This window comes from Corynebacterium sp. H130 (genome assembly GCF_037572395.1).
Taxonomy (GTDB): Bacteria; Actinomycetota; Actinomycetes; order Mycobacteriales; family Mycobacteriaceae; genus Corynebacterium.
The window spans coordinates 59,651-82,643 of the sequence record NZ_JBBHLA010000001.1 but is presented as its reverse complement, the minus strand read 5'-3'; the positions used below and the strand labels follow the sequence as shown (position 1 = coordinate 82,643).

25 protein-coding genes are annotated in these 22,993 nt (G+C 58.8%); 20 read left to right on the top strand and 5 right to left on the bottom strand.

The window, feature by feature from the left end:
* Positions 1–2 precede the first annotated feature (2 nt).
* The 7 genes from WG939_RS00415 (at position 3) to WG939_RS00385 (ending at position 7,570) form a co-directional block, all read left to right on the top strand.
* Entirely contained in the window at positions 3–179 is a 177-nt protein-coding gene (locus WG939_RS00415; RefSeq protein ID WP_339981502.1) for a ubiquitin-like protein Pup, read from the top strand.
* Positions 143–1,567 carry a Pup--protein ligase gene (pafA, locus tag WG939_RS00410; RefSeq protein WP_445227861.1) on the top strand — a complete coding sequence of 475 codons (1,425 nt, stop codon included), beginning with the start codon at positions 143–145 and terminating at the stop codon, positions 1,565–1,567. The genes WG939_RS00415 and pafA overlap by 37 nt, the downstream gene beginning before the upstream one ends.
* A complete protein-coding gene (locus tag WG939_RS00405; protein ID WP_339981499.1) occupies positions 1,564–2,520 on the top strand; it encodes a helix-turn-helix transcriptional regulator in 957 nt (318 codons plus the stop codon). The genes pafA and WG939_RS00405 overlap by 4 nt, the downstream gene beginning before the upstream one ends.
* Positions 2,520–3,476, top strand: coding sequence for a helix-turn-helix transcriptional regulator (locus WG939_RS00400; protein ID WP_339981498.1), 957 nt, complete (start codon positions 2,520–2,522; stop codon positions 3,474–3,476). The genes WG939_RS00405 and WG939_RS00400 overlap by 1 nt, the downstream gene beginning before the upstream one ends.
* A 25-nt stretch (positions 3,477–3,501) precedes the next feature.
* Positions 3,502–3,780 (top strand): Sec-independent protein translocase subunit TatA, encoded by a 279-nt coding sequence (gene tatA, locus WG939_RS00395; protein WP_339981497.1) that lies wholly within the window; start codon positions 3,502–3,504, stop codon positions 3,778–3,780.
* A 63-nt stretch (positions 3,781–3,843) separates the two neighbouring features.
* Positions 3,844–4,794, top strand: coding sequence for a twin-arginine translocase subunit TatC (gene tatC, locus WG939_RS00390; RefSeq protein ID WP_339982572.1), 951 nt, complete (start codon positions 3,844–3,846; stop codon positions 4,792–4,794).
* Between the two features lie 10 nt (positions 4,795–4,804).
* Complete coding sequence (locus WG939_RS00385) at positions 4,805–7,570, top strand: DEAD/DEAH box helicase (RefSeq protein WP_339981496.1); 2,766 nt, start codon at positions 4,805–4,807, stop codon at positions 7,568–7,570.
* Here WG939_RS00385 and WG939_RS00380 read toward each other — a convergent pair.
* Positions 7,557–8,207, bottom strand: a complete 651-nt coding sequence (locus tag WG939_RS00380) for a trypsin-like peptidase domain-containing protein (RefSeq protein WP_339981495.1) — start codon at positions 8,205–8,207, stop codon at positions 7,557–7,559. The genes WG939_RS00385 and WG939_RS00380 overlap by 14 nt on opposite strands.
* A 24-nt stretch (positions 8,208–8,231) precedes the next feature.
* Here WG939_RS00380 and WG939_RS00375 point away from each other — a divergent pair, with 24 nt between their 5' ends.
* Genes WG939_RS00375 through WG939_RS00350 form a run of 6 tightly spaced genes read left to right on the top strand, consistent with a single transcriptional unit; the run spans position 8,232 to position 13,591 of the window.
* Positions 8,232–9,293, top strand: a complete 1,062-nt coding sequence (locus WG939_RS00375) for a M24 family metallopeptidase (protein ID WP_339981494.1) — start codon at positions 8,232–8,234, stop codon at positions 9,291–9,293.
* A gap of 28 nt (positions 9,294–9,321) precedes the next feature.
* Complete coding sequence (gene ygiD / locus WG939_RS00370) at positions 9,322–10,104, top strand: 4,5-DOPA dioxygenase extradiol (protein ID WP_339981493.1); 783 nt, start codon at positions 9,322–9,324, stop codon at positions 10,102–10,104.
* Complete coding sequence (locus tag WG939_RS00365; RefSeq protein ID WP_339981492.1) at positions 10,101–10,808, top strand: SDR family oxidoreductase; 708 nt, start codon at positions 10,101–10,103, stop codon at positions 10,806–10,808. Before ygiD ends, WG939_RS00365 begins: the two co-directional genes overlap by 4 nt.
* Before the next feature lie 10 nt (positions 10,809–10,818).
* Positions 10,819–12,084 carry a precorrin-6y C5,15-methyltransferase (decarboxylating) subunit CbiE gene (gene cbiE / locus WG939_RS00360; protein WP_339981491.1) on the top strand — a complete coding sequence of 422 codons (1,266 nt, stop codon included), beginning with the start codon at positions 10,819–10,821 and terminating at the stop codon, positions 12,082–12,084.
* 8 nt (positions 12,085–12,092) lie between these two features.
* The gene (cobM, locus tag WG939_RS00355) at positions 12,093–12,866 is read left to right on the top strand and encodes a precorrin-4 C(11)-methyltransferase (protein WP_339981490.1); all 774 of its coding nucleotides are present in this window, start codon (positions 12,093–12,095) and stop codon (positions 12,864–12,866) included.
* Entirely contained in the window at positions 12,854–13,591 is a 738-nt protein-coding gene (locus WG939_RS00350; RefSeq protein WP_339981488.1) for a cobalt-precorrin-6A reductase, read from the top strand. Before cobM ends, WG939_RS00350 begins: the two co-directional genes overlap by 13 nt.
* A 288-nt stretch (positions 13,592–13,879) precedes the next feature.
* Here WG939_RS00350 and WG939_RS00345 read toward each other — a convergent pair whose 3' ends face one another.
* Positions 13,880–14,086 (bottom strand): hypothetical protein, encoded by a 207-nt coding sequence (locus WG939_RS00345; RefSeq protein WP_339981487.1) that lies wholly within the window; start codon positions 14,084–14,086, stop codon positions 13,880–13,882.
* Between the two features lie 160 nt (positions 14,087–14,246).
* Here WG939_RS00345 and WG939_RS00340 point away from each other — a divergent pair, with 160 nt between their 5' ends.
* The 3 genes from WG939_RS00340 (at position 14,247) to WG939_RS00330 (ending at position 16,969) form a co-directional block, all read left to right on the top strand.
* A complete protein-coding gene (locus tag WG939_RS00340; protein WP_339981485.1) occupies positions 14,247–14,525 on the top strand; it encodes a HigA family addiction module antitoxin in 279 nt (92 codons plus the stop codon).
* A gap of 163 nt (positions 14,526–14,688) precedes the next feature.
* The gene (locus WG939_RS00335) at positions 14,689–15,333 is read left to right on the top strand and encodes a DUF3558 domain-containing protein (RefSeq protein ID WP_339981484.1); all 645 of its coding nucleotides are present in this window, start codon (positions 14,689–14,691) and stop codon (positions 15,331–15,333) included.
* Positions 15,311–16,969 carry a hypothetical protein gene (locus WG939_RS00330; protein WP_339981483.1) on the top strand — a complete coding sequence of 553 codons (1,659 nt, stop codon included), beginning with the start codon at positions 15,311–15,313 and terminating at the stop codon, positions 16,967–16,969. The genes WG939_RS00335 and WG939_RS00330 overlap by 23 nt, the downstream gene beginning before the upstream one ends.
* A gap of 39 nt (positions 16,970–17,008) precedes the next feature.
* Here the strand turns inward: WG939_RS00330 and cobJ are convergent, their stop codons facing one another.
* Genes cobJ through WG939_RS00315 form a run of 3 tightly spaced genes read right to left on the bottom strand, consistent with a single transcriptional unit; the run spans position 17,009 to position 20,251 of the window.
* Complete coding sequence (gene cobJ, locus WG939_RS00325) at positions 17,009–18,481, bottom strand: precorrin-3B C(17)-methyltransferase (RefSeq protein ID WP_339981482.1); 1,473 nt, start codon at positions 18,479–18,481, stop codon at positions 17,009–17,011.
* On the bottom strand, positions 18,478–19,125 hold the full coding sequence (locus WG939_RS00320; RefSeq protein WP_339981480.1) for a precorrin-8X methylmutase: 648 nt from the start codon (positions 19,123–19,125) through the stop codon (positions 18,478–18,480). Before WG939_RS00320 ends, cobJ begins: the two co-directional genes overlap by 4 nt.
* Before the next feature lie 10 nt (positions 19,126–19,135).
* The gene (locus tag WG939_RS00315; RefSeq protein ID WP_445227860.1) at positions 19,136–20,251 is read right to left on the bottom strand and encodes a precorrin-3B synthase; all 1,116 of its coding nucleotides are present in this window, start codon (positions 20,249–20,251) and stop codon (positions 19,136–19,138) included.
* A 33-nt stretch (positions 20,252–20,284) separates the two neighbouring features.
* Here WG939_RS00315 and WG939_RS00310 point away from each other — a divergent pair, with 33 nt between their 5' ends.
* The 4 genes from WG939_RS00310 (at position 20,285) to WG939_RS00295 (ending at position 22,859) form a co-directional block, all read left to right on the top strand.
* On the top strand, positions 20,285–21,550 hold the full coding sequence (locus tag WG939_RS00310) for a lipase family protein (protein ID WP_339981478.1): 1,266 nt from the start codon (positions 20,285–20,287) through the stop codon (positions 21,548–21,550).
* Between the two features lie 22 nt (positions 21,551–21,572).
* Positions 21,573–21,788 carry a type II toxin-antitoxin system Y4mF family antitoxin gene (locus WG939_RS00305; protein WP_339981477.1) on the top strand — a complete coding sequence of 72 codons (216 nt, stop codon included), beginning with the start codon at positions 21,573–21,575 and terminating at the stop codon, positions 21,786–21,788.
* A 106-nt stretch (positions 21,789–21,894) separates the two neighbouring features.
* Positions 21,895–22,107 carry a hypothetical protein gene (locus tag WG939_RS12030; RefSeq protein WP_445227859.1) on the top strand — a complete coding sequence of 71 codons (213 nt, stop codon included), beginning with the start codon at positions 21,895–21,897 and terminating at the stop codon, positions 22,105–22,107.
* Positions 22,108–22,328: 221 nt separating this feature from the next.
* Positions 22,329–22,859 carry a HipA domain-containing protein gene (locus tag WG939_RS00295; RefSeq protein ID WP_339981475.1) on the top strand — a complete coding sequence of 177 codons (531 nt, stop codon included), beginning with the start codon at positions 22,329–22,331 and terminating at the stop codon, positions 22,857–22,859.
* The last annotated feature ends 134 nt before the right edge of the window (positions 22,860–22,993 follow it).

The window sequence follows — 22,993 nt, the reverse complement described above, 5'->3', positions numbered from 1 at the left end:
CAATGACGCAAAGCTACGCATCCGGCCCCAGCAAGAAAGACGAAGACATCCTCGGCGAAGCCGGTCAAGTTCAGCTGAACACCCAAGGCACCGACGACCTGCTCGATGAAATCGACGGTCTGCTGGAGAACAACGCAGAGGAATTCGTCCGCTCCTACGTGCAAAAGGGCGGCCAGTGACCGCTTTGACCCGCAGGATCAAGGGAGTCGAGACCGAGTACGGAATCATGGTCCGCCTACCTGGCGACGTCGCGCCGATGACACCTGATGACATCGCCAGGTACATGTTCCGCCCCATAGTGGAAAAATACTCGAGCTCGAACATCTTCATCCCCAACGCATCGCGGCTGTACCTGGATGTTGGCTCTCACCCCGAGTACGCCACCGCCGAATGTGACTCGATCACCCAGCTTTTGACCTATGAAAAAGCCGGTGACCGCATCGTTTCCCAACTCGCAGAACAAGCCGAATCAGCCCTCGCAGCAGAGGGGAAGAATGCCCAGGTTTACCTGTTCAAGAACAACGTTGACAGCCAAGGCAATTCCTATGGCTGCCACGAGAACTACTTGGTCGGACGCAGCGCGGTACTCAAAGTGCTGGGCAAGAAGCTCATCCCGTTCCTGGTGACCCGCCAGCTCATCGCCGGCGCCGGCCTCATTTATCGACCTTTCCTCGGAAGCGCAAGCTCCCACTTTGGCCCAGGATGGTGCGTGTCCCAACGCGCAGATCACGTGTGGGAAGGCGTCTCTTCTGCAACCACCCGCAGCCGACCAATGATCAACACCCGCGACGAACCTCACGCCGACTCCTCCCAATACCGACGCCTGCACGTCATCGTCGGCGACTCAAACCTCGCAGAGCCCACGATCGCACTCAAGATCGGCGCCACGGAGCTCGTGCTCGAAATGATCGAGGCTGGCAAAGAACTCCCGGACTTCGAACTTGCCGACGACATCGCTACCATCCGCGAGATCGCACGCGACACCACAGGCGGCACAGTGATCGAGCTCAAGAATGGCACCACCGTCACTGCATTGGACATCCAGCGCGCCTACTTCGAAGCAGCGCGCACGTGGTATGAGCAGCGGGAGCATTCCGCCGAACTCGACCAAGTCTTGGACTTGTGGGGACGCATGCTGCGCGCGCTCGAGACGCAAGATTTCTCGCAGGTAGACACAGAGATCGATTGGGTAATCAAGAAGAAACTCATCGACCGCTATCAAGACAAGCTTGATGTGCCGATCGAGCATCCAAAGCTCGCGCAGATCGATCTGATGTACCACGACATCCGGCCAAGACGCGGCATTTTCCCAGTTCTGGAAGCTAAGGGGCTCATCAAGCGCTGGGTCACCAACGAAGCAATAACCCACGCCATGGATCATGCACCAGAGACAACCCGCGCCCATCTACGCGGAAAGTTTCTCTCCACTGCGCTCGAACGAGAAGCGTCGGTGACCGTAGACTGGATGCGATTGAAGGTCAATCAACCGGAGCCACACATGGTGGAACTTGGTGACCCTTTTGCCAATGCTGATGCTCGAGTGGAAGAACTCATCCAAAAGCTATGACAGACAAAGACCCCGGTCTGGAACGCCTGACCAACCTCACCTTCGCGTTTCTTAACGCTAAGGAGCTGGGTAGGCAGTTTCTCACCTCCGCATGGGTACGGAAGAACGTAGCCGGCTACACGGGCAGCGAAAAGCTCTTTCTCCGCGACCGCGCCGTCCTACAAAAGGTCGGCGTTCCCATCGAGGAAGTCGCCGACGCTGTAGTTGAAAACGGGGTCCGAGTCACCGGTTATCGCTTGCAAGAGGATGACTACTCGCTGCCAGAAATCAGCTTCACTCCCGAGGAAGCAACAGTCCTGGGCTTGGCAGGGGAGCGAGGCATGACCGGCGAGCTTTCCGCTTTCGCCCGCTCCGGCTGGACCAAAATCGCAGCAGCTGGGGCAACCCGCACCCTGGGCACTGCAGGAAGCTTGGGCACTAGCAGCGACCTCAATTCCATCAAGGCCAAGACCTTGGACCAGGTCATCGGCGCGTGCACCAAAGGTCAAGCTCTCAGCTTCAATTATCAAGTCCACAGCCAGGCTTCTGTTCAGCAGCGACACCTGGACCCCTGGGGTCTTGTTCCCTTGCGAGGGCGCATGTACCTCGTCGGTTTCGACACCGACCGGGGCGCCGTCCGCTCTTTCCGCATCACCCGCGTAGACAACATCACCGTGGGCGGAAAACTGCAGCATCCTCGCCCGGAAGGCGTCGACCTGCAGGACATCGTTGAAGAAGCTTTGCGACGCGGCCAGGAACTCATCTCCGCCACCGTGCGCATTCCACTTGGCGCCCATCCTGAATTGGAGGCCCAAGGAATTCGTGAGGGAGACGTTGTGCGCTTCAGTGACGTCGACAAGCACTGGCTCTTGCGTGAATGCATAGCGGGCGCCCCAGAGATTGTGGTGCTTGAGCCAGCCGAGCTGCGCGGCAATGTTGTTGCTGGTCTTCGACGAGCACAGGAGGTGCACTGATGGCCCGCGGAACCGAACGCTTGGCAGACTTGGTGCGGATGCTGAACCTCCTGCCATATTTCGAGGCGCACCCGGAACGCAGCGTCATGGAAGCAGCCCAGGATCTTGGCCGAGAGCCAGAGCAGATCATGGACGATCTCAATCGCCTGTGGTGCTGTGGCCTGCCCGGGCTCATGCCTGGTGATCTCGTCGATATGCAGCACGATTATAGACGCGTGCGCGTCACCAACGCCCAAGGGATGAACAAGCCACTGCGCCTAACGACGACTGAGGCAACGGCACTACTGTTGGCCCTCGAGAATCTGGAGGCGATGCCTGGGCTCGTCGACAAGTCGGCAGTCAACAGCGCAGCAGCTAAGCTTCGTGATCTTATGGGCCCGCAGGTGTCGTTTATTGTCGACCCAGATCAGGAGGCCGTGGACTCACCGGACGTGGAGCTAATTCGACGCGCGATGGAAGAAAAACGGCAGATCACGTTCACCTACTTTTCCCAAACCACGTTTACTTCAGCCACCCGCACCGTCTCGGCAGCCCACATCTTCAGCAACGACGGACACACCTACCTAAGGGCCTGGGACCACGACGTACGTAAACACCGCACATTCCGGGTGGATCGGATGAGCGACGTCACCGTCCTCGAGCAGCCGTCAGAGTCGCACTCCGCGCAGCTTAAGTTTTCAGAGAAGGACCCCTTTGCTTTTGGACGAGACAACGCCGAAATCGAGGTCCGGGAAGACTACGCCTGGGTGAGTGACTACGTACCTATCACCCTCACAAGTCAGCCAGAAAACGGCTGGATAACAGGCACAATGCCCATTGGCTCGCAGGAGTGGCTCGTCCGTTTCGTTCTCGCGGCTGAAGGCAAGATGCGGATCACTGCTCCGACACACTTAGCTAAAGCCGTAGCGGAACGAGCAACCCGTGCGCTGCAGGCGTATGATGAACCCTCGAACTAGTTTTCACTCACTATAAGGACTACACATGCCGAATCTTGGCCCAACCGAACTCATCATCCTCGTAGTTGTACTCGTCTTGCTGTTCGGTGCAAAGAAGCTCCCGGATGCTGCACGCTCCCTCGGCCGTTCCATGCGCATCTTCAAGTCTGAAGTGAAGGAAATGCAGAACGACGGCCAGCCACAGGCCATCGAGCAGCAGCCAATCCAGGCTCAGCCAATTCAGCCACAGCCTATCCAGCAGCCTCAGCCTGTGCAGCAGCCAACTCAGAACCAGACGCAGTACCCTCAGCAGGGTCAGCAGTAATCTGCGCGTAGTGTAGTGGCACCTAAGAAAGCACAGACGAAGCGACGCAATGACGACGGCTCAATGTCGCTCGTTGAGCACATTCAGGAACTTCGCCGTCGCATCCTCATTTCCATCGCGGCCCTGGCCGTTGGTACCGTCGTCGGTTTCATCTGGTACCAGCATTCCTTCTTTGGGATCATCTCACTAGGTGAAATCCTCCGCGGCCCGTATTGCAAGCTTGACCCGACGATACGCGCCGACTTCACGGCCGATGGCACCTGTCGTTTGCTCGCAACAGCACCGTTCGAAATGTTCATGCTGCGCCTGAAAGTGGGCGCCCTGGCGGGTTCGGTGCTGGCTTCGCCGGTATGGCTTGCCCAGATTTGGGGCTTTGTCACCCCAGGCCTGATGAAGAACGAGCGCAAGTGGACCTTCACGTTCGTTTCCATCGCGGTCCTGCTGTTCGTGGCAGGCGCCGGACTGGCGTATTTCGTCATGGCCTATGGCCTGGAGGTGCTGCTGCAAATTGGTGACAACACCCAGATCACGGCCCTTAGTGGTGAGCGTTACTACAGCTTCTTCCTTGCGCTGTTGCTCGTGTTCGGTGTCAGTTTCGAGGTTCCACTGCTCATCATCATGCTCAACATCATTGGGCTGTTGGAATACGAAACACTCAAGGACAAGCGCCGACTCATCATTCTTGCGCTGTTCATCTTTGCGGCGTTCATGACCCCGGGCCAGGATCCAATGTCCATGCTGGCGCTGTCCATCGCGCTGTGCATCCTCGTCGAATTCGCATTGCAGTTCTGTCGCCTCAACGACAAGCGTCGCGACCGCGCACGCCCTGATTGGCTTGATGGGGACGACGACTCTGCTTCCTCATTGGATCTCACACCGGGTGGCGTCGATGGGCCAAGCCCCGTCGCCCCAGCTTCTCCCGTGCAGGCCACACCGCAGTCCATGATTCGCTCCAACGAGCAGCTTGGCGATTTGTCGCAGCGTCCAGGGTCAGCATTCGACGACGTGCTCTAATCTGGAATACATGACACACCTTGCTGAATTCTCTGCTCGCCTGAAATTCCCCCTCGATGATTTCCAAATCGAGGGCTGCCAGGCAGTAGAGGATGGGCATGGTGTGTTGGTGTGTGCGCCTACCGGCGCAGGCAAGACGATCGTCGGCGAATTCGCAGTTTCCCTAGCTTTGAGCAGGGGAGTCAAGTGTTTTTACACCACACCGATCAAGGCCCTCAGCAATCAAAAATTCCATGACCTGCAAAAGGTGCACGGCGAGGACGCCGTAGGCCTCCTAACAGGTGATGTTTCCATCAACGGTGACGCCGATATTGTCGTGATGACCACCGAGGTCTTGCGCAACATGATCTACGCGGAGAACCGTCAGCTTGATCGCCTCGCCTACGTGGTCATGGACGAAATTCACTTCCTCGCCGACCAGTCCCGTGGCGCTGTGTGGGAAGAAGTGATCCTGAACCTCGATGAATCAGTGCAGATCATTGGACTGTCTGCAACGGTGTCGAACTACGAAGAGTTCGGTAACTGGCTCTCAACGGTCCGTGGCGACACCAAGGTTGTGGTGACCGAAAAGCGTCCAGTGCCACTGGATCAATACATGCTCGTCGGCCGGAAAATCTTTCCCCTGTTTGAAAACAGCGAAGGAAAAGTAAACCGCGAGCTCGAACACTACATTGAGCGACTCGAACGCGGAGAAGCGCAAAAAAGCTACAACTCTTCGGCAGGGTTTAGGTCCCGCAGCAAGCGCGGTGAAGTGCGAGAACGCATTACGAAGCCTTCCCGGCCACAGCAATATCGCCCACTTGGCAGGCCAGAGGTACTGCAGATTCTGCGGAACCAGAAGATGCTCCCGGCCATCACTTTCATCTTCTCCCGCGCGGGCTGCGACGGCGCCCTCTACCAATGCATGCGTTCGCAGCTAACCCTCACCACCCAGGAAGAGGCGGATCTGATCGCTGAGATCGTGGATAAGGGCGTTGAAGGCATCCCCGAGGAGGATCTTAAGGTCCTCGATTTCCGGCGGTGGAAGCAAGCCCTCATGCGCGGTTTCGCAGCCCACCACGCAGGCATGCTTCCAGCTTTCCGACACATCGTGGAGGAACTCTTTGTTAAGGGCCTCGTGCGGGCAGTCTTCGCGACGGAGACTCTCGCGATGGGCATCAACATGCCTGCGAGGTCGGTCGTGCTGGAGAAGCTGGTGAAATTTAACGGCGAGGCCCACGTCGATCTCACTCCGGGCCAGTACACCCAGCTCACTGGACGCGCCGGCAGGCGAGGCATCGATGTCCTCGGTAACGCCGTTGTCCAGTGGGCCCCAGCCATGGACGCTCGAGCCGTCGCCGGACTTGCTTCAACCCGCACGTACCCGCTCATTTCCACCTTTGCGCCCGGCTACAACATGAGCGTGAACCTGCTCAAGACCATCGGCTACGAGCCAGCGCACCGACTGCTGGAGAAGTCCTTCGCCCAGTACCAGGCCGACGGCTCAGTGGTGGATGAGGTCCGCGAGCTGGAGCGCGCTGAGGTCAAGGTTGCGGACTTGAAGCGCGAACTGCGCACGCTTATCGACGCCTCAAACCCGCCAGCCACCAGCGATGACCCAATCGCTGAGTTCATGGACTACATGAACATCAGGCGCGATCTAAAGGAGGCTGAGCGGAAGGCAAAGCGTCACGGTATCGAAGAACGCGTGCAGGAAGTAACCCGCGTGCTGGCCAAGCTCCAGAACGGCCAAGTCATCGCCATGCCTGGCAAGCGTCAGCCACTCTTGGCTGTGGTGGTGTCCGCCGCGAACAATTCCCGCGACCCTAAGCCGTGGATCATCATGGAATCTGGCTGGTCCGGCAGGGTAGACGTGGAGAGCTTTGCTATCCCGCCGATCGTCATTGGTCAGATGCGCCTATCCAAGGATGTCACGCACCATCCGAAGCGCCACTCGCGCTATGTGGTCGAGCAATTTAAACGTAATCACTACCCGCGCCCGAAGAAGATGCGGATGGAGCCCCGTCATCGTGGCAGCGCAGAGGTCTTGGAGCTTCGCGATAAGCTCCGGCAGCACCCTGTTCACGGTTGGGCCGATTTGGAGCCAATGGCCCGGATCGGAGAGCGGCTGACCCGCAGGCAGCGGGACCTGAATCGTCTCCAGTCACAAGTATCAGAAGCAACCGATACCCTCGGACGCACCTTTGACCGCATCCTCAGCTTGCTTGAGGAAATGACTTACGTCGAATTCGACTACACCGACGACGGCGCCAAGATTCCGATCATCACCGATGAGGGCGAACGTCTCGCGATGATCCACGGCGAGGCAGACCTCCTCGTGGCTCAGTGCCTGCGTCGCGGGGTGTGGAATGAGCTCGATCCCGCTGAGCTCGCCGGTGTAGTGTCCATGTGCATCTTTGAAAACCGCAAGGAAACCCAAGGCGAGGCCGAGGCTGCCACCGACGCCATGGCCACCGCCATGAACGCGACCTACAGCATCTGGACCGAGTTGGAGGCAGATGAGCGTCGCCACCGGCTCCCCGTCACCAAGATGCCGGAACCAGGATTCGCCCTGGCCATCCACCAGTGGGCAGCCGGCGCGCCTTTGGACTACTGCATGCAGGCAGCTGCTGCTTCCGGCGCGGAGCTAACCCCTGGTGACTTCGTACGCTGGTGCCGTCAGGTGATCGACGCCCTGGAGCAGGTGAAGAAGACCGGCTACACCGATGAGATTCAACGCAACGCCAGGAAGGCTGTTGACGCGATTAGGCGCGGCGTCGTCGCTATTGGTTCATAGCTGATCGGATTGCTGGTAGGTGTGGCCCGAGGAGGTTGATGGCGGCAAAACCGAGGGGCAGGCCCATGGGGACAGACACCATCGATTGGATGCCTGCCAGTTGGCCGTCGCGAAGCACAGGACCGCCCGAGTCACCGCGCCTTGACCATTGCAAACCTGTGGGGAGCAGGAGCGCTCCGTGGCGGGCGCGCGTCTTGAAGTCGTAGGTGACAATCCAGGGGAGGCCGGTGACCACGAGGCTGGAGACGTAGCGAGGGACGAGCCCGGATGGGGCAACTCGGTATTGGTCGCTGAAACCCAGCGACACCAGCTTTTGCCCAGGCTTTACCGTGCTTCCGGCAATCGGAAGCAGCTGGCAAGCCGGTGCTGGTGTGCGCAGTCGGCCAACCGCGATGTCGGTGCCCGGGATACATTCAAAGCTATCGGCGACACCGTCGAAGGTGGCATTAGCTACCCGCGCCTGCTGGATGTCCTTGGCGAAGTGCGCCGCGGTAATGACGTGGGTGGCGCGATCTCGAACCGGATCACACCTTTGCTGCTGGAAGTGGGCGGAGAGGGAGGCGTCGATAAGCTGCGCGTTGGTGAGCACACCACTGGCCAGTAAGTTGCGCGCGGTGAGCCTAACTGCGCTGTGCATGGCCGAACTCCTAGACTTGACGATATGCAAGGTTTTTCTCGTTCAGTCTATGCCAACCGCATCGAGCAGGCGCAGGAAAAGATGGGCTCATTGGGTGGCCTTGTCTTTGGTCCAAGCGCTGAGCTTGCTTATCTCACCGGTGCGTGGAATGCGACGCACGAGCGTTTTTCAGGCCTGGTCATTCCACGTGACGGGGAGGCCAAGTACATTGCTCCGGCAGTCGACGCTGGCAATGTGGATGTCCCCGTGGACGTCATTGGCTGGGAAGATGGGGAAGCACCCTACGAGATCGTTCGTGGTGTCCTTGGCGATGTCGACACTTTTGGTGTTGGGTCTCAGCTGGAAGCGTCTCACCTGATCGGACTGCAGGATTGCCTCGGGGCACGGGCAGAGCTCGCAACCCCGGTGCTCAGCGAATTGTTCATGCGCAAATCCGAAGAGGAAGTCGAGCAATTGCGGCAGGCTGGGCAGGCCATCGACCGGGTGCACGAACGGGTGCCTGAGTTGCTCCGACCAGGCCGAACGGAAGCAGAAGTTGCCGCAGAACTGCATGAGCTCATTCTGGAAATGGGTCACAGTAGCGTTGACTTCGTGATTGTTGGCTCCGGGCCGAACGGCGCGAACCCACATCATTCCTATTCGTCTCGCGTGATTGAGCCGGATGACATCGTGGTTGTCGACATCGGAGGCACCTGGGGCGCCGGTTATCACTCCGATTGCACCCGCACGTATCTGCTTGGCAGCATCCCAGAGTGGTATGAAGTGCTCCGCGAGGCGCAGTCGAAGGCCGTAGCGGAGGTTCGCCCCGGTGTCACCGCAGCGCATATCGACGCCATCGCCCGCGACCACATTTCCGCTGCCGGATACGGGGAGTATTTCATCCACCGCACTGGCCACGGCATTGGGCTTTCCCTGCACGAGGAGCCGTTCATTGTCGCAGGTAACGAACTGGTGTTAGAGCCGGGAATGGCGTTTTCGATTGAGCCCGGGATCTACTTGCCGGGGGAGTATGGGGCACGCATCGAGGACATCGTTGTGGTGACTGCGGATGGGTGTGAGAGGTTGAATCGCGCGCCTATTGCGTAAAGGTAGTTGACATGACATACTTGCTGACATGTCAACAATTAACGCACTTTTCGTAGGCCACGGCTCACCAATGAACGCCGTGGAAACCAACAACTTTACCCACGGCTGGAGCGATCTCGGAGCCGAGATCTTAAGGCAGCGCAAGCCCCGAGCCATCGTGGCAGTATCAGCACACTGGTACACCCGGGGCACCGCAGTTACTGCAATGCAGACTCCGCAGACCATTCACGATTTTTACGGTTTCCCGCAAGAGCTTTTTGACGTTCAATACCCAGCCCCAGGCGACCCCGAAATTGCTTCACTGGTGCAAGACATTGCCAAGCCAACCTTGGTGGCCAAGGATTACGAGTGGGGCATCGACCACGGCACCTGGTCCGTGCTCACCCATATGTTTCCCAAGGCCGACATCCCGGTGCTTCAGGTGAGCATCGACGCTACCCAGCCGCTTGCGCACCACATGGAGATGGGCCGCAAGCTCGCAAGTCTTAGCCAATCACACAACGTCCTCCTCGTCGGCTCCGGCAACGTCGTGCACAACCTCCGTGTGATCGACTGGCAGGCGGGGGACAAGGGCTTCGACTGGGCCGACCGATTCGACAACGCGACAATGGAGCTTATGCTCGACGATCCTTCCCGCATCGCATCACTCACCGATCACCAGGACTTTGCCAAAGCCGTCCCGACCCCGGATCACTTCTTGCCGTTGGCATACCTAGCCGGTGCAGCCATGGCCGGCGGTAAGGTCGGCACCTTTAACGAAATGCGCAGCCTTGGCTCACTGTCCATAACGGGATATACCCTGTCTGCATGACAGTTTTAATTCTGGGAGCAACCAGCGACATCGGCGGCGAGATCGCACGACGACTCTGCAAGAACCAAACAGTGGTGCTGTGCGCACGTCGCCCCGAGGCCATCCCAGAACTCCCCGAAGCAAAAGAGGTCCACGTCCTCCCATTCGAGGCCACCGACCTGCGTTCACACCGTTTCGTCGTACAGGAAGCACTGAATTTCGGGCCGATCACCCATGCCGTCGTCTGCTTCGGCATCCTCGGCGACCAGGAACGCGCGCTTCACGACGAATCCCACGCCACCGACATCGCCACGATCGACTACACCGCGCAGGTCAGCATGCTTACGGTGCTTGCCGACGTCATGCGCACGCAATCCGAACCAAGCTTCATTTACGCGTTCTCGTCCATCGCCGGCTGGCGAGCCCGCAAGGCGAATTACGTGTACGGTTCCACCAAAGCTGGCCTGGACGCATTCTGCCAGGGCCTCATGGATGAACTTCACGGCACGGGCGTATCGCTCGTATTGGCCCGGCCAGGATTCGTCATTGGTTCCATGACCGAGGGAATGAAGCCAGCGCCAATGTCTGTTCGACCGGAAGACGTGGCGGAAGCCGTCGTTAAGCAGCGGCGATCGACAACGGTGTGGATCCCAGGTCGACTGCGGGTGCTGGCGTGGGTGATGAAGCTCGTGCCGCGCCCCATCTGGCGGCATATGCCACGCTAAAGTACTAGTTATGACCAGCCCGGTGCCCGTTCCTAGTGAAGAGCCGACTCGGCCGACGCTGTCCGCCGTCGACCCAGACTTTTCGGTGAGAATTCCCTATTCGGGAGTGACCGTTGTGGGCATCAACCCTGGTGGCTTTGATGACCTGTCGGGGTCCGCCCAGCGCGCGATTTTGGAAGCCGGGTTGATTATTGGTTCGGCGAGGCAACTAGATCTGCTGCCCGTGGGACTTACCGCAGTGCTCAAGGCTTGGCCATCGCCACTTGTTCCGGCAATTCCGACGCTGCTAGCCAGCTGGCGCTACCAGAACATTGTTGTGCTGGGTAGCGGTGACCCGATGTTCTTTGGCATTGGTTCTACATTGCAGCGGGAGTTTGAGGGGGAGTTCCGGGTTATTCCGGCACCGTCATCGATTTCGCTCGCGTGTGCCGAGCTCAAGTGGCCAATGCAAAGCACCGAGGTGGTGTCGCTGGTGACAGCGGACGTCACCAGCATTATTCCCACTTTGGACAAGGGGCTGCCGTTCTTAGTGTTGGGGCGCGACCGGTCCACGCCGGGACAAGTTGGACAATTGCTCATTGAGCTCGGCCACGCAGATGCTGTGGTGTCGATTCTGAGTGACCTCGGGTCGGCGGACTGCACAATCGTGCACAGCTTTGCCTCTGAGGTGTCCGCGCCGGAAAGCTCACTGAACATCATCGCGATTACCCCCGCAAAGTCTCGTTCTTTGGTGCCCGGACTGCCGGACGAAGCCTATGAGACGGACGGGCAGCTGACGAAGAAGGATATCCGCGCACTGACCGTCGCAGCCCTGGAGCCGCGCCCTGGCCAGCTGCTGTGGGATGTCGGAGGCGGTTCAGGCTCAATTTCCATCGAATTTCTCCGTTCCACCCCCGGCACGCATGCCATCTGCTTTGAACAGTCGGAGCTGCGCCAAGCACGCATCAAGAACAACGCTTTCCGACTCGGCGTGCCTCACCTGGTCGTTGCAGGAGCGTTCCCTACAAAGGCCCCGGAGCCCAATGTCGTGTTCATCGGTGGCGGTCTCACGGCACCGGGGGTGTTCGAAGGGTGCTGGAACGCGCTGAAGGCCGGTGGCGTCCTCGTTGCGAACGCGGTGACCTTAGAATCATGTTCACTGCTTTATGATCTCCACGCGCAATACGGTGGCACTTTGACACAGTTGTCAGTCGCGCATTCTTCCATGGTCGGTTCCTTCAGGACCATGAAATCTGCGTTACCCGTCCTGCAGTGGAAGGTTGTCAAGGGGCTATAGTTGCTTCCATGACGGTTTACTTCATTGGCGCAGGCCCAGGTGCAGCTGACCTGCTCACATTGCGGGCTGATCGACTCATCCGATCCTGTCCGGTGTGCTTGTACGCTGGCTCGATCGTGCCACCAGAGGTGCTCGCGAATGTCCCTGATGATGCGGTTGTAGTTAACACTGCGCGCATGCCACTGGATGAGATCACCGCAGTGATTGCCGATGCGGACAGCCGCGGGCTCGACGTGGCCCGCCTGCAATCCGGTGACCCGTCCGTGTACTCGGCACTTGCGGAGCAGGCCCGTCGCCTCGTTGAATTGGGAATTGATTACGAAATCGTCCCTGGTGTGCCGTCTTTCGCAGCATCAGCGGCAGCTCTTGGACACGAGCTAACTGTTCCAACCGTGGGCCAGACGGTCATCTTGACCCGTGTTTCCGGGCGCGCGTCCGCTATGCCGGAAGGGGAGGACCTGGCAACACTGGGTGCTTCCAAGGCCACACTCTGTATTCACCTCGCAGCTCACGACATCGACCGAGTCGTTGATGAGCTAATTCCGAACTACGGTTCCGATTGCCCGGTGGCAGTTGTCGCTTTCGCTTCCCGGCCTGAGGAGCAGATCTTGCGGGGCACGCTTTCTGATATCGCCGCCCAAGTGCATGAATCTGGCATCACGCGTACCGCAATGATCATCGTCGGCCAGGTGCTTGGCGCGTCTGGCTTCCCAGATTCTTACCTGTACTCAGATGATCGCCCTCGCGACGCACACGGCAGGACCATCCCATGCGCGCCTTAATCCTTGGCGGTACCGGCGAAGCCCGCGAACTCGCCCGCCTCATGATGGGCCAGGGCTGGTGGGTCACCTCGTCCCTCGCCGGTCGCGTCTCGAATCCACACCTGCCGGTCGGTGAAGTGCGCATCGGTGGCTTCGGCGGTCCTGCAGGTATGGCTCGGTGGATCTTTGAGAACGGCATTGAGGTCATCATCGACGCCACCCACCCTTTTGCCGAACGCATATCGACGTCCGCCGCTGAGGCAGCTCGGGCGACAGGCCTGCCGCTCATCTGCCTGCATCGCCCAGCCTGGCAAGCAACTTCAGGAGATCGATGGATTCCGGTTCAGTCGATGGAGGAAGCTGCCACCGTAGTCGCCCGCGACTACCATCACATCTTCCTGACCATTGGCCGGCAACAGTTGGAGCCTTTCGCCGCTGACCCGCACAATTTGTACGTGATCAGGTGCGTCGAGAAGCCTTCAGTGCCACTTCCAGCGCGCCACCGACTTATCCTTTCGCGTGGCCCATTTGATGTGGCAGGCGAGAAGGAACTGATGGTCGGCAACCAGATTGACGTGCTGGTAACCAAGAACTCCGGAGGATCACTCACCGAGGCAAAGCTCGAAGCTGCGCGATCACTCGGAGTGCCGGTAGTGATGGTTCAGCGACCGCCACTGCCAGCGGGATCTCGCGCAATCGTGACACACACTCCAGTTGAAGTGCTCAGGGTCTTGCGGGAGATCTAATCTGGGCGGATTTGGTTTCGGTTTGTAGCGGCCAGTTACGCTGAATGGTCCAGCTCAGTTAAAGTAAGGGCAATCGTTCAGCCTGCCCCGTTTCTTTGAAATGGGAGCGGGCTGGATCTCTTTCGCCATTAGTTAGGGGGGTATTGATGGCAACCTCGAGATCTTTCAAGCTCGGAACACCAATTACCGAGCAAATTGAGTTGTTGAAAACCCGAGGTATGACGGTCGACGACGAATTGGCCATACAGTGGCAGCAAAATGTTTCATATTATCGTGGCCTGTGACATGTCATTGCTCCTTCGGAAGCACAGATGCGCGAGTGAGAATGCGGGACATCTTGTCAAAAACGTGCATGGTGGTGGCGACTTCAGCGTCGTTAAGCCCTGTCGTGCCCGGATGAGCTTTGCGGTGTGTTGGTGGCTCGTGCCGATCGTGGCGGCGATGTCTGCGGCCGTGGGATCGCTTGAGTTTGTGATGACGGCTAGGCAGAGCCAATAGTTGCTTTTCCCTTGAAGCGCTGTGACGTGGGTTGTCTACCGAAACTTAGTGCGCTTCGGGAAAGCTTGTGCTTAGCAAGCCAAAACCAATAAGTTGTGAGAAGCTTCTTATTACTTAATTCGATTATCCATAGGTAATAAGAATTGCAGGTGACCGTATGTTCGCACCCAAGCCACCACACCCAGGCGAAGTATTTCTCGCTGAATTCCTCAACAAAGTCGGGATCAACGTCACTGAAGCAGCACGACGACTCGGCATCTCACGCGTCGCACTCCACAGAGTTATCCAAGGCCAAGCATCCATGACACCGCGCCTCGCCATCAAGCTCGAAACTGCCGGCGCTGGCACCGCACAACAATGGCTCGAAATGCAGAACAGCCACGACCTAGCGATCCTTCGGCAAGGAGAGAAACCGAAAGTAGAGCGGATCATCTAGTCACAGCAGTCACAACTTTTGACTGCGACCAGCACTTAAGAAAAATCTTCAAAACCAATGGAACCTTTTGGGCCACTTCTTCCGTCTAAACCTAATGAGGGCATCTGCATTTATGATGCGAAATGATGACGCCCGTCACACCAAGACTTCAATCGGGGGGACCATGCGCCAGCACACAGCACCACAAACGCCGACGCTCTCACAAGCCATCGCCATCACACTCTTCACACTCAGCCTCACCGCCTGCACCACAACAGGTGCGGACACTGCGCCACACAGGGGGGACGAGCCCACAACGGGCAGCGCAGACACCGCACCCATCGACGTCCACGCACCAGCAACCTTCGACCCCAAAGACCCCAACTTCAAACTCTTCGACCCATGCACCGAGCTCAGCGAAGAAACCTTCCGACAGGCAGGGTTGGGGAAGAGGTCGCGGATTGGAAGCAATGCGAACGATCCGTACTTCCTGTGTGGATTTCAAACTGCACCAGAGGCACCGTTCTTTGGGTCAGTTTCAGTCGTTATGAACAAGGTCAATTTGGAGACTGTGGAAAGGAATCGGTATGTCATCAGCAAGGATGTAGACAGCAAGATTCCCGGGGTGTACCAGTATCGGTTTGATGAAACGAAGATCCATGATTGCTCGTCTGTCGCGCAAACTACGAATGGACAGTTGGAAGTCATGATCGGAGACCTCGACAAGATTGCTACGCCGAACGAAGTGTGCGATGCGTCGTTGGAGATTCTCGAAAAGCTCTATCCAGAAGTGGAGAAGAAGATCAATGACGGAATACGTAGACATTGACAGCGCTATATTGTCACGACAAATTAGCGACTTTGATTCGTTGGCCTCTGATGCCACTGGTCTTTCCCAGTTGCATGAACAAGGTACCCTCTCCGCCGCCTATTCTTCGGTGTCCGGCTTGGACCAGATGGGCGCGTCTCACGGTTTGGTGTTGACTGGCGGGGTTGGGTCTGCGGTGGTGACGCTGCAGAAGTACGCGGAGCAGGTGTCGTGGCTTCGCGATGGATTGCGTGCGACGGAGCGTTCGCTGACCAGCCAGGAGGAATTTGCTTCACATGCGCTTGGGATCGCCGATGAGGGCGGTCAGGTTGGGGCCGAGGCGATTGCGTTTCCTGCGCGTCCTGACCAGGTGTTTGAGGACTTCGATTTTCCTTCGCCTGTGGTGACGATTCCTGGGAGCGTCGCCGAGCTGAGCGCTGCTTTTGCAGCGACGGACGGTGGCGCTGTGGCATCGTCCGCGCAGGCCTGGGAATCGATGGGCAAGAATGCGGCGCAGCTGGCGGAGAGCATCCGGATGACTGCCTGGGATATTGCGGAGATCAATAAGGCGGACAGCATTAATGTGGCCGTCGATAAGGCGCTGGAGGTTGCGGATGCGGCGGATGTGTTCGCGAAGAATGCGGGGCTGATGTCGACCACGGTGACGTACATGGGGCAGGTCGCGGAGGCGGGTGCGCTCCAGGTGCAGATGGCCGAGCTGGCGCTTGCGTTCATCACCGACCCCGTCGAACGCGAGGCGGCTGAGCAGGCGTTTTTGCAGTCGTTTATGGGTGCGGAGTTTCCGGCGGCGGTGGAAAGCGCGATGCCGGTAATCCGCAACCTGATGTCGCTGGAGATGGGGGACTCTGCGGGTGGCACACTGCAGGCATCGATGGGGCTTGTCGACGGCCACGGCAAACCAGGCCCGGTCGCACGCCTAAATTCTGGGGCGCAGGCTTTCGAATCAATGATTGCCGAACCAGGTTCAATCGGCGCTGGCTCTTTCGCAGAGGTAGCTCGCAACGCGGACGGCCTCGCAGGAATTGGTGGTGGCGCTGGCGCACCGATTGGGCAGCTAGCCACGGGAGCCCAAAGCCTGTCTGCGCCTGACTTCGGCGGTGTCAGCCCGGTCGGGGGAATGTCACCGAGCACACCTGGCTCAGGCTATTCACCAGCAGTAGGCGTTGGCACGCTGCCAACTGGAGGCAAGCATTCTGCGCAGGCTACTCCATTGGGCATCGGTGGCCCTAGCAGCCAATTTGCCGGCCTACGAGACTTTGGCAGCCGGACCACGTCCGCAGCGAGCATTGGAGCTCCAGCACTGAGTATGGCTGCTGGTGGCGGGATCGCACCGGTCGGAGCACCAGTCGGAGCCACACCGAAGGGACAAAAGTCACCTGGCGTATTGGCACCGGGTTTCCAATCTGGCACTGCCACTACCGGAGCGTCAACGCCAGGCGGCACATCCGCTCAGCACTTTGGGCGGGGCATGATGCCGATGGGCGGCATGCCAATGGGCGGCGCAGCCAGCGAAAACAAGAAGGGCAAAATCAAGTCCGTCACCACGGCGGTTGAAGAAGAAAACAACCTGCATGGGCTACTGGGTGATCTGCCACCCGTAGTCCCAGGCCCCATCGGGGCGTGGGCTAGGGGGTAGGTAGGCCTGTGGCCGTCGAGAAGCGCGTTCTTGACGGCCTTAAGCCTCGTACCTGCGTGAGGTGAAGACGCGGGTGCCGTCCACGCCCTCATAAACAGAGGTGGTGGACGCCCCGATGATGACCATGGTGCGCATGTCGACGATCTCAGGATCGAAGTTCTTGATGGTTGTGACCACTACGTTTTCCACGTCAGACCCCACGGCGCGAGCCACGATGACCGGGGTCTCGGGCGCCTGGTACTCGGCGACGATGTCGCGGAGCAAGGCGACCTGTTCGCGTCGAGTTTTCGATGCCGGGTTGTACACAGCGAAAGCCATATCGGCGCTGGCCAGGGCACGAATGCGTGTTTCGATGATCGGCCATGGCTTGAGTCGATCCGAAAGCGAAATCATGCCGAAATCGTGTCCAAGTGGCGCTCCGACGCGGGAAGCCACAGCCTGAGCTGCCGTCATGCCGGGAACGATGCGGACAGGGACGTCTCGCCAGAGATCATCATCTGCGGTCTCGAGCACCGCAGCCGCCATGGCAAACACGCCCGGATCGCCGGAAGAAACGACTGCGACGCGAGCACCACGCTTAGCCATATCCAGAGCCATCGCAGCGCGCTCCGCCTCGACCTTGTTATCGGACAGGTGCCGGTTCTGGCCCTCGCGAACCGGGACGCGATTGACGTAGGTGGAGTAGCCAACAATGTCCGTGGCTTGCGCCAACTCGGCGGCCACCTCCGGAGTGGTCCAACGGTCTGCGCCTGGGCCAAGGCCGACCACGACGACTTCGCCCTGTGGTTTAGTCAAAGGTGCCACCACCTTGGACGGAACAACCACGCAAGCGAAGTACGGCACCTCAGTCGCCTCAAGAACAGGCACTACCTGTTGCCCGGACATCGTGGCGCGGATGACCACATAAGCGCGATCAGCGAGACCAGCGGTGACCAGAGCCCGCTTGACCTTCTCAAACGTTCGGCCGAGTTTCATGATCACCGCGGTATCAGTCAACGCAAGGCGTCGCACCAAGTCCTGCTCCGGGAGGGTACCGGGAAGAATGGTAATCACTTCTTCATCCTCGGCCAGCGGCATCTCCAGGGTGTCTGCGACCGCAGTAATCGACGGGATGCCAGGGATGACCTGGGTTTGCGTGGCAAACTCGGAGAGCGTCCGGTGCAGGTGCTGATACGAGGAATAGAGCATCGGGTCGCCGAGTGAGAGGATCGCGACGGACTTGCCTTCTTGCAAGTGGCATGCGAGCCGCTCAGTAGCGTCAGCGTAGAAGTCTGCGAGCGCGCCCGCGTAGCCACCAGGGTGATTAGTGGAACCGGTGGTCACCGGGTATTCCAACAGCTCATGGATGTGGTTGTCTTTGAGATATGGGGCAGCGATCTGCGCCGCCGTAGAAGGCTTCCCAGGGGCTGCGTGATAGGCGACCACGTCGGCACTTTCGATGGCGCGGACAGCTTTCAGCGTCAGTAGCTCCGGGTCGCCGGGGCCGACTCCCACTCCATACAGCGTGCTCATGGCAGGATCTCCTGGTGCGTTGCGAGGGCATTGATAGCAGCGCAGGTGATCGCGGAACCGCCACGGCGACCGTGGACGGTGAGGAACTCTACGCCCAGATCAGCGGCAGCATTAGCAAGGTCAGCCTTCGACTCCGCAGCGCCAACGAAGCCGACCGGAATTCCGAGGATGGCGGCCGGGCGTGGCCTCGATGGATCCTCCGCCAGCCACTTCATTAGATGCACTAGAGCGGTCGGCGCGTTGCCGATGGCAACAACAGCGCCCTCGAGCACCGGCTCCCACAGCTCAACCGCAGCGGCAGAGCGAGTGGTTCCGAACTTTTCCGCCAGCTCAGGTACTCGCGGGTCACGCAGGAAGCACAGCACCTCATTATCGGCCGGCAAGCGCTTGCGAGTCACACCAGAGGCAACCATGTTCACGTCAGTGATAATCGGCTTACCTGCCTCCAACGCCTTGCGGGCAGCCGGGACAACACCCGCGGAAAACTCAATGTCATCCGCCAAATCAGTCTGACCAGCAGCGTGGATCATGCGCACCGCGACCTGCGCCTGCAGCTCGTCGAACGCTGACAAGTCCGATTCTTCGCGGATCATGGCAAACGACTGGCGGTAGATCTCGTTACCGTCGGTGATGTACTCGTGCATGCTGTCTAGATTAGCGAGTCGACACCTCATATTTGCCGTCACCCAACGCCAGATAGTCGGTGTATTCCACCCGGGGGTGACCACATCGACGCTCACAACCGGAGAAGTGCGTGCGCTCGGTCGCGCCGGAGGCCATCAATTGGAGGGCGTCCCGGCGGACGTCGTCACGCGACTTCGCACAACCCGGCAGCCCCGTGCACGCAGTGACCAGCAGCTTAGGGGAGTGGGCGTCGAAAATGAGCCCCATCGGTGCGAGCACCTTCGCGACTGCCTCCGCTTCACCTTCATCGAGGTCGTGGACGAGGACGCTGTGCCAAGGGGTGACCTGCACAGGTTTTTCGACGGCGCACAGCAACTCAGCCACCTTGGCTGTGATGATGCCAAATGGCAGGCCTGCACCCAGGGACACGGTGCCGTCCTCGCGGTCGAACCAACCGATGTGGGTAGGTTCTTGGGCCTCGAATTCCGCAGTGTCGTAGGTATTGAACGACGGATCTTCTGCGACGCGCCACTTTTCACCGCGGGCGCGCTGCCATTTGAGCGCATGTTCTGCGAGCTCAGCTGCGGGGTTATTCAAGACATGTGTGGTGAGCTGGCCACCAAGGATGAGCTGTTTCGAAGGTCCATAGACGCCAAAGTCGGGCTGCTGCGCCAAGATCGCGCCGTCGCCCTTGTCGATGCCAAACAGGGTGCGGCCGGAGAGTCCAGCAAGTTCATCGTTGGCGAGGAGGGCCTGGTCGAGCTCAGCTACAAGTTCCTCCAAGTCAGACAGTGGAGAGACGATGATGTTTCGGATCTTGTCATGCGGGATGCTGGGGACGAAGCCGGCATCAAGGACGGCCCGAGTGAAGGCCGCTTCGTCGGAAATGCCACGGATCTGCACGTTGCCTCGGGTCGTGAGGTGGATGTCGCCATCGCCCAACTCCGCGGATACTTTCGCAAACTGAGTAAACTGAGTCACGCTCATGGAGCCGCCAGGGAAGCGAACGCGTCCGACGGCGCCGTCCTCAGCATGGTGGAACGTTAACGCTCCAGGGCAGCCATCCGCTCGGCTGCGATCACCAAGCCCCAGGTCGCAGGCTACTTTTTCGGCGGAGGCATGGTTTGGCAAAGTCATGGCCACCATTCTAGGACTCGGCAAACCGCTACTGTGGGAAACATGAGGGAGACAACACGTGGCTACAAATGGTCTGACGCCACGTTGCTCGCGCAGATCTCCGCACCGCTGCGCAAAGACTTCCTCCGGCGACTCTTGCATCGAGAGCACGTCGAGCGCGACATCATCACCAACATCACAGTTCCCAATTTCGGCGGTTCGGAGCGCGTGTTCGGCATGGAGCCCGGCGCGATTACCGACGTCGGCCCACTTCATTTCCTGGGTGCAGGCAAGAATCCGCACAGCGCAAAGCGTTTTGAATATGTCACCACTGATTCCCACGGCCACCAGCTCACTGCCACCGGCGCTGTCATCCGCTCATCTTTCCCGTGGGAGCACGGAGAACGCCCGGTCATCGGTTTTGCGCCGTCTACCCAGGGCGTCGCACAGCATTGCGATCCTTCCCACAGCTCCGCCATCGGTTTCAAACTCTTCCTGGATCAGCCACGTGACGCGATCATGGCATATGAGCTGCCTGTCATGCTCGCCTTCCTCCGTCAAGGCTGCGATGTCGTCTTCATCGACTACCCGCGCGACCCGGACGCGGGCGTGCAGTACTACGTTGATCACATCGCAGCAGGCCAGTCCCTGTACGACGCACTCCGTGCTGCGCGTCAACTCGGAATTTCCCAGGAACAGCCAATAGGCTTGTGGGGCTTCTCCCAAGGTGGCGGGGCAGTGGGTTGGTGCGTCGAAAACCCGGACCTTCCTGCACAAGCGGCCGTCGTTGGTGCGCCACCGAGCACGCTTCTCGACGTCATGGGCCACGTCGACGGTTCCCTCGTGACTGGCACCCTGGCTTATTCCTTTATGGGACTCATGGCCGAAACTCCCGACCTATGGGAAGTGTTGTGGCCACTATTGAACGAACATGGCCGCAAGCAGGTACTCGCCAACATTGGCACCTGTGCCGGCGGGACGGTATTGGTTAGCGGGTGGGAACACACTCGTGATTGGACCGTGGATGGCAGATCCTTTTCCGAGGTGGTTAGTGAAATTCCGCTGGTACGGGCGGCGTTGGAGCGGCAGGAGCTGGGACATTCAGCTCCGGCTACGCCAGTTCGATTGTGGGGTTCGCGAAATGACGACGTGATTCCAGTTGGGCAGGTGCGCACCCTTCGGGATCGGTGGCTTGCCCTAGGCGGCACTGTTTCATATACAGAATCGCGATTGGTTCGCCTGCCTGGCAGGACCTCTCTCAACCATTTCTTACCGTACTACCTGTCGGTACCGCAGCAGATGGAGTGGCTTCTGGATCACTTGCGATAGATTCGGAAGGATTCTGCCGAGAATGTCCGAACGACACGACACTGAGGCCGAAGCAATCGGCAACGAAATTCGCGACATGCGCAAGCACTACATGCTCACTCAGCAGCAGCTTGCGGAAATGGCTGGAATTTCGGACCGCACCCTGCGAGACATCGAAAAGGGTACCGGTACACCAAGTCTCGGCACTGTGCTCACGGTCCTAGAGACTCTCGGACTCCGAGCCGAGGTACATCGGTGATCAATCTTGAAAAACTCCGGTTCGTCACCGATGCAGACGTGTACAAAACGGAGTCTTAGCAGGCAACCTCCACCGATCGAATACAGGGGAGGTCACGTTTAGATATCTGCCCGAATACACTGGCCCCGACATCTCAATGGGTCATTCACGAGACAATGCTCCGTTCAAAAACGCTGGTGGCGGGCTACCACCATTCTTTGCGGGGCTGCTTCCCGAAGGCCATTGGTGGAGATGTTCCCGGAGATGTTCAGATCACACCGCACGGCGAAGCGATTACATCACCGAATCCATTAATCAGCGAACCCCTAGAGACCCTTGACTTCCGAGAACTGACGAATCATGTGGATAGCTTCGGGCTGCCCGGAGTTCAAGCAAAAGCCTCTGCATCGATGATCAACATGCCGATCTCCGATACAAACGAGCAAGCCATCTTAAAAATTGATCCGCCAGAGCACCCCAACCTCGTTCTTAACGAACACTTGCATTTGGATCATGCACGACAGCTCAAAATCCCAGTAGCTCAGCATAAGGTTGCCTGGTTTGTGGGTAACTAGGTTTGATCGCGCCAACGGACAACGTTTTGCTTTAGAAGACGCAACCCAAGTGATCGGCATTCTGCCATCCCAAAAGTATTCCGTCCCCGCCGAAGAGGTAGTAACTGCTTTGGCAACTAAATGCGCTGCTGTTCCGCTCGCCCAAAGGAACCTCTACCTTCAGTTCCTAATTGCCTGGCTGACGGGAAACGGAGATCTTCATGCCAAGAACGTTTCTATCCTCAAGCAAGAAGGCCGTTGGGACGTCGCACCGATTCATGACCTGCTTTGTACTGCGCTCTACAGGGTTTTCACGTTGGCGCTACCACTAAACGCAAAGACGAAGAACTTAAAGCGCCAAGATTGGCTTGACTTCGCTGCTTCAATCGGCCTCCCGAAAACTGTGGCGGAGTCGTCGAAAAGGCAAGTGCTCACGGTTGTAGCGCGCATCAATCTCTCCCAGCTACCGGTTTCGGGCTCCACCTTAACTGGGGCAGAACGTGAGCTTCGCCACCGCCGATACCAAATCGAGGCCTAGCCATCACGTACGATGAGGGGAACGCCACACGCATTGGCCGTGGGGATTTCTTGAATCCGGTGTAAGTCCGGGCGGTCGCGCCACTGTCACAGTCAGACCTTGAATCCCAGTTTTCGCGGCGCAGCGACCAGGGC